Origin of the sequence: Kocuria sp. CNJ-770, assembly GCF_001942375.1 — a bacterium.
In the GTDB taxonomy this organism is placed as follows: domain Bacteria; phylum Actinomycetota; class Actinomycetes; order Actinomycetales; family Micrococcaceae; genus Kocuria; species Kocuria oceani.
Map to the genome: position 1 here is coordinate 1 of NZ_MKJW01000150.1, position 10,516 is coordinate 10,516.

General features: G+C 70.4%; 12 protein-coding genes and 2 pseudogenes. 5 read left to right on the forward strand and 9 right to left on the reverse strand.

Features of this window, described 5'->3' with window-relative positions:
* Positions 1 to 129, forward strand: a pseudogene (locus BJF77_RS20290) (IS481 family transposase); the annotation flags it as partial.
* On the opposite strand, the gene BJF77_RS22400 reads toward BJF77_RS20290, so the two are convergent.
* From BJF77_RS22400 to BJF77_RS17800, 7 genes are all read right to left on the reverse strand, one after another.
* The gene (locus tag BJF77_RS22400) at positions 126 to 1,118 is read right to left on the reverse strand and encodes a potassium channel family protein (RefSeq protein ID WP_075873001.1); all 993 of its coding nucleotides are present in this window, start codon (positions 1,116 to 1,118) and stop codon (positions 126 to 128) included. The pseudogene BJF77_RS20290 and the gene BJF77_RS22400 overlap by 4 nt on opposite strands.
* 309 nt (positions 1,119 to 1,427) lie before the next feature.
* The gene (locus BJF77_RS17775) at positions 1,428 to 1,844 is read right to left on the reverse strand and encodes a CBS domain-containing protein (RefSeq protein WP_075873002.1); all 417 of its coding nucleotides are present in this window, start codon (positions 1,842 to 1,844) and stop codon (positions 1,428 to 1,430) included.
* A 71-nt stretch (positions 1,845 to 1,915) separates the two neighbouring features.
* Positions 1,916 to 2,338, reverse strand: a complete 423-nt coding sequence (locus BJF77_RS17780; protein ID WP_075873003.1) for a ChaB family protein — start codon at positions 2,336 to 2,338, stop codon at positions 1,916 to 1,918.
* A 127-nt stretch (positions 2,339 to 2,465) separates the two neighbouring features.
* A complete protein-coding gene (locus tag BJF77_RS17785; protein WP_075873004.1) occupies positions 2,466 to 4,238 on the reverse strand; it encodes a thiamine pyrophosphate-requiring protein in 1,773 nt (590 codons plus the stop codon).
* 93 nt (positions 4,239 to 4,331) lie between these two features.
* Positions 4,332 to 5,543 (reverse strand): alcohol dehydrogenase catalytic domain-containing protein, encoded by a 1,212-nt coding sequence (locus BJF77_RS17790; RefSeq protein ID WP_075873005.1) that lies wholly within the window; start codon positions 5,541 to 5,543, stop codon positions 4,332 to 4,334.
* Positions 5,544 to 5,546: 3 nt separating this feature from the next.
* Positions 5,547 to 5,762, reverse strand: coding sequence for a hypothetical protein (locus tag BJF77_RS17795; protein ID WP_075873006.1), 216 nt, complete (start codon positions 5,760 to 5,762; stop codon positions 5,547 to 5,549).
* Between the two features lie 117 nt (positions 5,763 to 5,879).
* A complete protein-coding gene (locus BJF77_RS17800; RefSeq protein ID WP_075873007.1) occupies positions 5,880 to 7,013 on the reverse strand; it encodes a glutathione-independent formaldehyde dehydrogenase in 1,134 nt (377 codons plus the stop codon).
* Between the two features lie 402 nt (positions 7,014 to 7,415).
* Between BJF77_RS17800 and BJF77_RS17805 the strand changes: the two genes are divergently transcribed.
* Positions 7,416 to 8,099 (forward strand): DsbA family protein, encoded by a 684-nt coding sequence (locus tag BJF77_RS17805; RefSeq protein ID WP_075873008.1) that lies wholly within the window; start codon positions 7,416 to 7,418, stop codon positions 8,097 to 8,099.
* A gap of 145 nt (positions 8,100 to 8,244) precedes the next feature.
* On the opposite strand, the gene BJF77_RS20295 is transcribed toward BJF77_RS17805, so the two are convergent.
* Positions 8,245 to 8,505 (reverse strand): CsbD family protein, encoded by a 261-nt coding sequence (locus BJF77_RS20295; protein ID WP_139318641.1) that lies wholly within the window; start codon positions 8,503 to 8,505, stop codon positions 8,245 to 8,247.
* A gap of 290 nt (positions 8,506 to 8,795) precedes the next feature.
* Positions 8,796 to 8,846 (reverse strand): annotated as a pseudogene (locus BJF77_RS22910) (hypothetical protein); the annotation flags it as partial.
* A gap of 588 nt (positions 8,847 to 9,434) precedes the next feature.
* Between BJF77_RS22910 and BJF77_RS17820 the strand changes: the two are divergent.
* The 3 genes from BJF77_RS17820 to BJF77_RS17830 form a co-directional block, all read left to right on the forward strand.
* Positions 9,435 to 9,800, forward strand: coding sequence for a hypothetical protein (locus tag BJF77_RS17820; protein WP_053005002.1), 366 nt, complete (start codon positions 9,435 to 9,437; stop codon positions 9,798 to 9,800).
* Positions 9,797 to 10,249 (forward strand): hypothetical protein, encoded by a 453-nt coding sequence (locus BJF77_RS17825; protein WP_139318642.1) that lies wholly within the window; start codon positions 9,797 to 9,799, stop codon positions 10,247 to 10,249. The genes BJF77_RS17820 and BJF77_RS17825 overlap by 4 nt, the downstream gene beginning before the upstream one ends.
* A 130-nt stretch (positions 10,250 to 10,379) precedes the next feature.
* Positions 10,380 to 10,516: DUF4383 domain-containing protein (locus tag BJF77_RS17830; RefSeq protein ID WP_139318643.1), on the forward strand; the 137-nt coding region annotated here is incomplete at its 3' end.

The window sequence follows — 10,516 nt, forward strand, 5'->3', positions numbered from 1 at the left end:
CCGCCGGGACGCCATCGCGGTCTGGGTGAATCACTTCAATTACCATCGGCCCCACACCGCCTGCGGCGATCAGCCCCGGCCTCACGCACCCCGGCCCGAGTCAATAACGTCACGCCCTCTTACATCTAGTCCTTCCACCAGGTCCAACCGTCGTGGCGGACCAGCCCGAGCAGCGACCGGCGCCGCCCGTCCAGCCCGTCCACGGCCTCGGAGAACTCGGCCTCCTCCACGATGGGGATTCCCGCCGCACGCAGGCGATCCAGCTCCGGGTGTGGTGGGGCCTGGTCGGCGGCGGGGATGAAGGCGGCCTCCAGGGTGTCCAGGAAGCTGTCCACCGTCGTTCGGGCGGCCGTCAGCTCCGCCTCGTCGGGGCGGGCCTCGGTGGGCACTCCGAAGCGCAGCAGGGTCAGCGCGTCGTCGAAGACCCCCACGGCCAGGGCCGGGGATTTCTGGGCCCGGGCCGCGTGGTAGTACAGCAGCACCGGATAGGACAGGTACTGCTCGGTCAGCTTCGACAGCTGCGACGTCAGCTCCGCCAGCTGCCGGTCCAGCGGGTGCAGGTCGTGGCCGTTCCACCCGGCGAGGACGACCTCGGCCCCGGTGCGCCCGAGGCTGTGCACGGAGGAGGCGAAGGCCCGTTTGTTCACCACCGCCGAGACCACCGACAGCAGGTAGGTGACGGACAGGGTCACCAGGAACATCCCGCTGGCACTGACCAGTCCGGCGAGGACCTGCCACATCCCGTCCTTGGGGCTGAAGTCCCCGTTGCCGACGGTGAACAGGGTGTAGCCGACGAACCAGATCCTCCCCGGCCAGGTGGCGTTGCCGCCGTCACGGGTGTCGGCCAGCGACTGCGGGTCCGCGGCGAAGAGCAGCACCCATCCGGCCCACAGGGCCAGCACCCACCCCACCACCGTCCCGATGAGAATCATCGGACCACACATGCTCAGCAGCCGATGCCGGCCCCTCCCCAGCCGTCGCACTGCCACCCAGGCCCAGGAGGTCACCCGCGAGGTGACCGGGCCCGCTGCCCCGTCCACCCACAGGGTCGTCCACAGGGCCTCGACGACGGTGACGACGAGTAGCCCCACTCCTAGGGCAGTGAAGACGATCTCCACGGAACCACCTCCTCATGTTCGGCCTTCGTGGCCTCTTCGATCGTGACGGTCCCGGCAGGGGCGTCCGGTCGGCAGAACACCACCGCGAATCAGCGACCGTGTCCACCCGGACCGGGCCGCTGGGCGCGGTCGGCGGATCCTTCGACCCCGGCGTGCTTCGCGCAGTGGGTGCAGCAGTAGATCGTGCTCCCGGCTTCCACGCCGTGGCCGAGGATGCGGCAGCCGCAGGTGCCGCAGGCGGCCATGAAGTCGTCTCCTGACACGGAGGTTCGGAGTCAGTTCGGGTGTGCCGGTGTCCCGGCGGGCAGCTCAGTCGAAGGAGATGAGTTCCACGAGCTCTCCGGCCCGGTTCTCGGGCATGGAGCGGGCGATGTCGGCCTGGCTGATCATGCCGACGAGATCGTGGCCGTCGATCACGGGCAGGCGGCGGACCTGGTGGTCGGTCATGGTCCGGATGGCCTCGTCCACGCTGTCGTCGGCGCCGATGGTCACGGGTTCGCCCTGGGCCAGCTGCCCGGCCTTGACCTGGCGTGGGTCGGTGCCGATCGCCAGGCACTTGATGACGATGTCGCGGTCGGTCACCATGCCCTTCAGGCGGTTGTCCTCTCCGCAGATGGGCAGGGCGCCGACGTCGAGGTCCTTCATCTTCCGGGCCGCTTCCTCGAGCGTCTGGTTCTCCCCGATGCACTCGGTGCCCGGTGTCATGATCTCGCGTGCGGTAGTCATGGCTGCTCCTTCTCGGTGATTGCTGATGTCTTCGATACGGTTCTTGTCACGCCGGCCGGGGCCGGTCCCTCTCAGTCCTTGCGGGCCTGGCGGGTCTTGGCGTCGTTGGCCTTCTGCAGGGCCTGTACCAGTTCGTCCTTGTCCATGGTGGAGCGGCCCTCGACGTCGAGCTCCCGGGCCCGTTCGTAGAGGTGTTCTTTGGAGGCGTTGGCGTCCACCCCGCCGGCGGTGTCCTGCTCCGAGTCCCGGCCGCCCTCGGCGTGCTCGTCCGAGGGGCCGGCCTCGTCCTTGGGTTCCCAGTGATCGCCGACGTTCTCGTGGGTGTGCTTGAGCGCGCTGTAGGCGGTGCGCGCGGCCCGGCCCTTGTCGTCGTACTCCTCGGCGGCGGAGTCGTAGGTCTTGGCGAAGGTGTCTTGGGCCTTCTGATCGGAGCGCTGCAGCGTCGAGGGCAGCTCCTCGTCCTTGGCGTGGTCGTTCTTGCCGGTCTTCGGCATGGTGTCCAGCCCCCTTTCATCAGTGAACTGAGTATCTTGTGGTCAGCCTAGGGGGCGCAGGGGGAGATTGTCTGCCCTGCGCGGGCGCCGGGCGGATGGATCGATGTCGCCGGGTGCCGTGCTCGGGTCACTGGCGCTGATCCCCCTCGTGCGTGCGTTGGGCCCGCAGCTGCTCGGCGGCGCGGTCGTTGTTCTCCTGGGTGAGGCCGGTGAGCATCTGCTCGATCTGGCTCTGTGTTGCCCGTGGGGGCAGCAACGGTGTGGCGGGGTCGACGACTGCTTCGATCACGGTCGGCCGGTCGGCGGTCAGGGCGGTGGTCCAGGCGCCGTCGATGTCCTCGGGGCGGTCGATCCGGATGCCCTCGAGGCCGAGCATTCGGGCGTAGTCGGCGAAGGGGAAGGCCGGGACGTCCTGGGAGGCGGGGAAGCGGGGGTCTCCCTCCATCTCGCGCTGCTCCCAGGAGACCTCGGCGAGGTCGCCGTTGTGCAGGACGAGCACCACGAAACGTGGGTCGGCCCAGTCGCGCCAGCGGGAGGCGACGGTGATCAGCTCGGCGTTGCCGCTCATCTGCATGGCCCCGTCCCCGGCCAGCGCCACCACGGGCCGGTCGGGGTGGGCGAGCTTGGCGGCGAGCCCGTAGGGCATCGCCGAACCCATGCAGGCCAGGGTGGAGGACAGGTGCGCCGGCACCCCGGCCGGTAGGCGCAGGAAGCGGGCGTACCAGTAGACGACCGAGCCGACGTCGACGGCGACCTGCGCGTCTGCCGGCAGACGCCCTGACAGGGTGGCTATGACGGCTTGCGGGTTGAGGGGCTGGCCCGGTTGGGCGCAGCGGTCCTGGGCCACCTGCCGCCAGGTGGTCACCATGTCCTCCACCTCCCGGCGCCAGGGTCGCTCGGACTCCGTGAGCCGGGGCAGCAGGGCGCGCAGGGTTTCGGTGGCGTCTCCGGCCAGGGCCACCTCCACCGGGTACTTCGCGCCCAGGTTTCGGGCATTGATGTCGATCTGCACGGCCCGGGCCTGCCCGGGGGCGGGATAGAACTCGGTCCAGGGGTCGTTGCTGCCCACGATCAGCAGGGTGTCGCATCCGGCCAGCAGATCGGCCGCCGCGGTCGTGCCCAGATGCCCCATCACCCCGCACGCCCAGGGAAGGGACTCGTCGACCACCGGTTTGCCGAGCAGTGAGGTCGCCACTCCGGCGCCCAGCCGCTCGACCACCTTCGCCACCTCCGGGGCGGCGCCGGCGGCGCCCTGGCCGACCAGCAGCGCCACGCGTTGACCGCTGTTGAGCAATCGTGCCGCCCGGTCCAGGTCCTCCTCGGGCGGGATGACCCGAGGAAGTGCGGTGACCGGTGCGCTGGGCACGATCCCGTGGGTATGCTCCTGCTCCGGGACCTCGGCCTGCTGGATGTCGTGGGGCACGATCACGCAGGTGGGGCTGGAGGTGGCGATCGCGGTGCGGAAGGCGTTGTCGAGCACCGCCTCCAGCTGCTCGGGGGCCGAGACGGTCTGGACGTACTGGGCGCAGACGTCCTTGAACAAGGTCGGCAGCTCCACTTCCTGCTGGTAGCCGCTGCCTTGGGCAGTGGTGACGACGTGGCCCACGATCGACACGACCGGTGTGCTGTCGAGCTTCGCGTCGTAGAGCCCGGCCAGCAGGTGCACGGCGCCGGGGCCCTGGGTGGCCAGGCACACCCCGACTTCTCCGGTGTACTTGGCGTGGCCGGTGGCCATGAATGCGGCCATCTCCTCGTGCCGGGCGGAGACGAACTCGATGTCCTCCTCCACCCGGGCCAGGGCGGCCAGCAGCGGGTCCACCCCGTCCCCGGCGTAGCCGAACACCCGGTGCGTTCCCCAGGCGCGCAGCCGGCCCACGATCCCGTCGGCGACATTGCCCATCTCGTTCCTCCTCGTGGTGCTCCCCGGGCCCGTGCTGCGGCGGCAGAACGGCTGTCCTGCGACTGCCTCACCCGTGACGCAACGGCCCAGCTGTCATCCGGTGGTCAGCACGGTCTTGAGCCAGCCCTCGTCGCGGCGGTCGAAGCTCAGGTACGCGTCGACCACGTCGTCGAGGGGCTCGCGCTGGGTGACGAAGGGGGCCGGGTCGAACAGGCCCGCGGCGACCAGGTCCAGCAGGGGAGGGGTCACCGACCGGTGGTCGCAGTTGCCGGCCCGCAGGGTGAGGTTCTTGTTGGTGGCGGCCCCGATGGGGAAGGAGGTCAGGTCCGGGGAGAACACCCCGATCATGCCGATCCGCCCGTACTTCGCCACGGACTCCACCGCCCACTGGGCCGACAGGGACGGGGCGTTGCCCGGCACCCAGTTCTCGCCCTGGACGTTGGTCTCCGGGGCGGTCTGGGCCACCTCCGCGGAGAACTGCTCGGTGCGCGCGGCGTACTTCTCCGCGGCCGGGCCGCGGGCCGGGCGCTGGGCGTCGACCCCGACGGCCTCGATGACGGCGTCCACGCCCACGCCCATCGTGGCGTCCATGATCGCCTCCACCGGGTCCTCGGCGTTGAAGTCGATGACCTCGGCGTTCTGCTCCAGGGCCTTGACGAGCCGGGTCTGCACCCCGTCGACCGCCCACACCCGGCCCGCGCCCTGGCGGTAGGCGGCGGCGATCGCCAGCTGCCCCACGATCCCGGCGCCGTAGACGGCCACCGTGTCCCCGCGCCGGATCCCGGCCAGCTGCGCGCCGAACCAGGCGGTGGGGAAGATGTCGGAGAGCAGGATCGCGTCGTCGTCGGAGACATTGTCCGGGATCGGGATGAGGGTGTTGGAGGCCCACGGGATGCGGGCGTACTCGGCCTGCAGCCCGTCCACCGGGCCGGTGGGGGCGGGGCCGCCGAAGAAACAGGTGCCGGCGGCCGGGCCGTTGGGGTTGGCCACGTCGCACTGGGCGGTCTGGCCCATCCGGCAGTAGCGGCACACCCCGCAGGACATGGTCGAGCACACGATCACCCGGTCCCCGGGGGACAGGCCCCGCACCGAGGCCCCGACCTCCTCGACCACGCCCACGGCCTCGTGGCCCAGGATCGTGCCCTCGTGCATGCCGGCCATGGTGCCGCGGATGAAGTGCAGGTCGGTGCCGCAGATCGCGCTGCGCGTGATGCGCACGATCGCGTCGTTCGCATCCTGGATCGAGGGATCGGCCACGTTGTCGAGGCGGATGTCGCCCTCGCCGTGCCATACCAGTGCCTTCATGATTCAAGCTCCTTCGTCAGAGGTGGGTGCTTCAAGGTTGTTGCCGTGGCCGGCGTCGTCGGCCGGGTCGGTCGGGGTGTCCTCCGCTCCGGCTTCGCCGTGCTGGTCCAGCCGGGGAGGGTGGGTCTTCTTCGCAGGGTGACCGGGGGCCTGTGGGGTGGCGTGGGGTGGGGCCGCACCGGGGTCGTCCCCGTGGTCGTCCGGGGTGGTCTGGGGCATGTACGCCCCTCCTTCCGTCCTGGATCCAGTCGGGGGTGATCTTCTCCCCGCCTCGAGGTCGGTGCCGGCGGGCCCAGAGGCGGCGGCACCGGAGATGTCGTCGGTGCGCCGGTGGAGTCAGGGGTGGAGGAGGACCTTGGTGTACCCGTCGAGGCGCTTGTCGAACTTGTCATAGGCGGTCACGGCCTGATCCAGGGACACCTCGTGGGAGACGATCCAGGACGGGGTGGAGCGCCCGGAGATGATCAGATCGCGCAGCTCACGGTTGTACTTCTTCACCGGGCACTGCCCGGTGCCGATGCTGATGCCCTTGGTGAAGGCGGCCCCGAAGTCGAAGGGAATCCGCCCTTCCTCGGCCAGCGGGTAGGCCGCCTCCGGGTCCTGGGGAACGTACACCCCGACCACCCCGATGGCCCCGGTGGCGCGGACGACCTTGACCAGGTTGTCGAGCACCATCTCGGGGTGCTCCTCCCCGGTGGCGTCGTGGGCCTGGTAGCCGACCGCCTCGATCCCGCAGTCCACCCCGAACCCTCCGGTGGCCTCGGTGATGGCCTCGGTGGGGTCGGTGTCGGCGAAGTTGATCGGGCTCGCCCCGATCTGCTCGGCCAGCTTCAGCCGGTCGGGTTCCTTGTCCACGACGAACACGCGCGCTGCGCCTTTCAGGTAGGCGCTGTGGGCGGCCATCAGACCCACGGGTCCGGCCCCGAACACGGCCACCGTCTTGCCGGGGGACACCTGAGCCATTTCTGCGCCGTGGTAGCCGGTGGGGAAGATGTCCGAGAGCATCGTGAAGTCGGACTCGTGCTCGGTGCCCTCCGGCAGGTGGAGCAGATTGAAGTCGGCCCAGGGCACCCGCAGGTACTCGGCCTGGCCACCCCAGTAAGGACCCATCATCGGATAGCCGTAGCCGGCCCCGGGCTGCCCGGAAGGATTGGCCCGCAGGCAGGCATTGGTGTAGCCGTGATTGCAGTTGCGGCAAGTGCCACAGGCGAGGTTGAACGGCACTGAGACCCGGTCCCCGACCTTGATCCGCCCCACGCCCGCGCCGACCTCCTCGACCACACCCATGTTCTCGTGGCCCAGCACCATCCCGGCGTCCAGGTCCGCCCGGCCCTCGTAGGGGTGCAGGTCGGAGCCGCAGATGTTGGCGGTGGTGATCCGGATGACCGCATCCAGCGGGTGCTCGATCTTGGGGTCTTCGACGTTCTCGATCGCCAGCTCGTAGGGGGCCTTGAAGACGACGGCTTTCATGCGTGCTCCTTCTGACTCGGCGGTCCGGGCCCGGCAGGCGCAGACCGCCGTGGTGGCGGCTGTCGCCGGCACTGCTGAGAGGACGGCGCCGGCTGCAGGTGTCTCAGGTGTTCACGTGCACTCCGGCAACCATAAGCACGCTTACGCATCAGCCACAACCCCTCGATTCCCAGCGCACCCCCTGGTCAGCCGCTTGCTCGGCCGTGAAGACGTGAACAGGAGCCGATCGCCGGGCAGGGGTTACCTCTGCGGGGAGGGGTCGATAGCGTGGGCATCATCGGTGCCCGGTGCTGAAGTGGGTTCCCGACACGGGTGCTGTCTTCCATTCGATGCACGACTGACCCTGCTGCCCTGGATGGTGCAGGACCTTCAGCGACGGCACTCACGAAGGAGGTTGATCTGATGGCCATTGATGTCACCCCGGGCACGGTGGTGCTCTACACGGACATCGTCTGTGCCTGGTCGACGCTGTCGTTGCGACGGTTCTACGCCGAGCGGGAGAAGGCCGGACTCACCGAGGCCGTGCGGGTCGACCACCGGCTGTTCCTGCTCGAGGACCTCAACCGGTTCCCGATCCCGAAGAACTATCTGGATGCGGAGACCCCGGTGGTCGGGGCGCTGGACCCGGAACTGGGCTGGAAGCCCTGGCAGGGCGACCCTTCGACGTGGCCGATCACCTCGCTGCTGGCCAACGAGGCCGTGCACGCGGCCAAGTCCCAGTCCTGGGCGGCGGCCGAGGAGCTGGACATGGCCCTGCGCCTGGCGTTCTTCCGTGATTCGAGGCCGATCAGCCTGCTGCACGAGATCCTCGACGTCGCCGCCGGTTGCCCGGCGGTGGACACCGACGACCTCGTCGAGGCTTTGGATGAGGGGCGGGCGCGGGGGCCGATGATGGCCGACTACCGCGCCCACCACGGGCAGGTGCAGGGCAGCCCGCACTGGTTCCTGGCCGACGGCACCGACGTGCACAACCCCGGTATCCAACTGCACTGGGTCGGGGAGGCCGGGGCCGGGTTCCCCGTGGTCGATGCCGATGACCCCACGGCGATGGCGAACCTGGTGGCCCGGGCCGCGTCGGACAGGTAGTCGCCCGGGCGGGGCCCTCATCCGTCCGGCACATCTGTCCGGCGACTCTTCCGTGACGGGTCGGCGTTCGACATGCACGTAGACCGGCCGGGGCCGGATCCTGGGTTGCCTGGGCTTCCCGGCAGCTCGCCGGGGGCAGTGCGGACTACGGCTGGTCCCCGCTGATGTCCTGGGCGGCGCCCTCGACGTCCTGACCATGGCCTCCGGCTCGGCCCACGGCGTTCTGCGCCAGCCCCTGCGCCTGCAGCTCCGCGTTGCCGGTGGCCGCGCCGGGCCTGTCCTTGGCCGCACCCACCGCCCGGTCGGTCGTGGCGCCGATCCTGTCTGCGAGTCCCAGCGGTGTCTCCTTCGACGTGGTGCACGAAAGAGCCCTCTGCTGGACCAGGGCCCACGGTGGACGACCCACCCCCGGAGTGCACCGGACCTCGAGGATTGCGACCGATGCGGCGCAGCAGACGGTGGAGCAGGGGAGGCCACCGCCACCGCCGCCACCGCCGCTGCCGCCGCAGGCGCTCGTTTCCCGGGGTCGGAGCGCGAGGCCTTGCCGCGGCGAGGAATTTTGTCGCGGGCCGTGGACCGGGGGTGGTTCGCGGCGGGGTGGGCGTGGTCCGGGGGCCTGTTCCTGGTGGGGGAGGGCGCGGTGGTGCTGAGGTGTTCGGCGACCTTGCGCAATTCGGTGTTGGTGCGGGAGCTGGCGGTGCGCAACAGCAGGAAGGCTTGTTGGTCGGTGATCTTGTACCGCTCCATAAGGACAGCGAGGAGGTGGCCCCGGCGGCGGCGTGGGCGAAGGCGGGCCAGCGGTCCTCGTGTGCGAGGTCCGGCACGCACACGATCCGCTCCTGGTAGATCGCGTCCAGGCAGGGGCCCTGGTGGTGTTGTTGCTGGAGGCCGTCCACGACGGCCGGCAACTCGGAGGAGGGGGCGTGGGAGCGGAGGCGGCGCCGATCCTCGAGCACCGAGATGGAGGCCGTGGCGGCTCCGGGGACGAGGTCCAGGGCGGCGTGGACCATGGCGGCCAGGGTGGCGTCGAAGTCGGTCTCATGCTGCAGGGCGCGGGCCAGCTCGCCGAGCTGAGCGGCCAGATCCCCGGGGCGGGCCTGTCCCGAGCAGAGGCCCTGGTCGGCGCGGGGGCCGGCGGGCAGGCCGCACGCCGGTACCGGCCGGGCGGTAGCGGCCGCCCGTGCGGCCGAGGACAGGCGGAACCAGCGGCGGCGGCACGTGCCGTGCTGCCGGCTGCCGGGCGTGGGGTGTTGGCCAGCGCAGGGTAAGTGTGCTTAGGGTGGGGGGACGGTTGAGAAGTGGCCGCACGTCTTCTGTTGGGAAGCAGGTGCTGTCATGGAGCCGAAAATCGCTGTCGTGGTGCAGGTGGATCTGGACGGGCGGCAGGTGCGGATCGAGGTCACCGGTGCGGTGACCGAGAACAATCAGCGGGGCTTGTGCCCGGTGATCGGCCGCGCTCGCCGGCTGGTGCCGGGCATCCAGGTGGTGGTGGATCTGCGCGGGGCCGAGTCCGTGGAGGCGGCCGCGATGGATCTGCTGCGTTGGTCGGCCGAGCACGAGAACCCGGCCGCAGGGGCGCGGAAGGTCAAGTTCCTGCTGGCCAGCCCCGGTGCCGCACCGGCGACCTCGACCCTCGAGGACGCCAGGCCACTGGGCCTTCCCACGATGCACGCGGCACCCGAAGCCGAGGTCACCAGATGAGCGCGGTGATGTCAGGCGTGGATGGTGTTGGCTCGCTGGCGCGCGGGGGACCCGATGTGCCCGAAGGGGCCCGGACATTCCCGGCCCCGGGTCTGCCGTTCGCCATGGCCCTGGGGGCGCTGCTCGGGCTGGTCGGCTGGTCGCTGCTGGCAACAGCCGGTCCCGGACAGGAATGGGTGGCGTTGCTGTGGCTGATCTGCGCAGCCGGTCTGGTGCCGATGCTGACGACGCTGCCCGACCGGCGCGACACCACCACCCACCGCCTCGGGGCGGCAGGCCTGCTGGCCACCGGGGCCTCGGGACTGACCGTGGTGTTGGCTGCCGGGTCCGCAGGGGTGCTGGCCGTACCGTTCCTGCCCCTGCTGGTCGCCTACACCGCCCTGCTGATGACCACCGGTGAGGAGGTGCCACCACAGACCGGCCGACACCAGATCGCCGCCCATGGGTGACGGCCCGTACCCCCGCCACCATCCCCATCACGTGCGCAACCAGGCGTGGCAGTGCTGACCGGCACCTGGCCGCCGAATTCACGGCCCCTGTCCGGGGTCGTGCCCACCACGATCGAAACGAGGCAAGACCATGACCGTTCCCACCCACCGCACCACCCCCCGCCGTTCGCCCGTCCAGACCGCCGCTCTTTTGTACGGCGCGGTCTTCCTGCTCGTGGGCATCGCCGGGTTCATCCCCGGCATCACCACGAACTACGACCAGCTCAT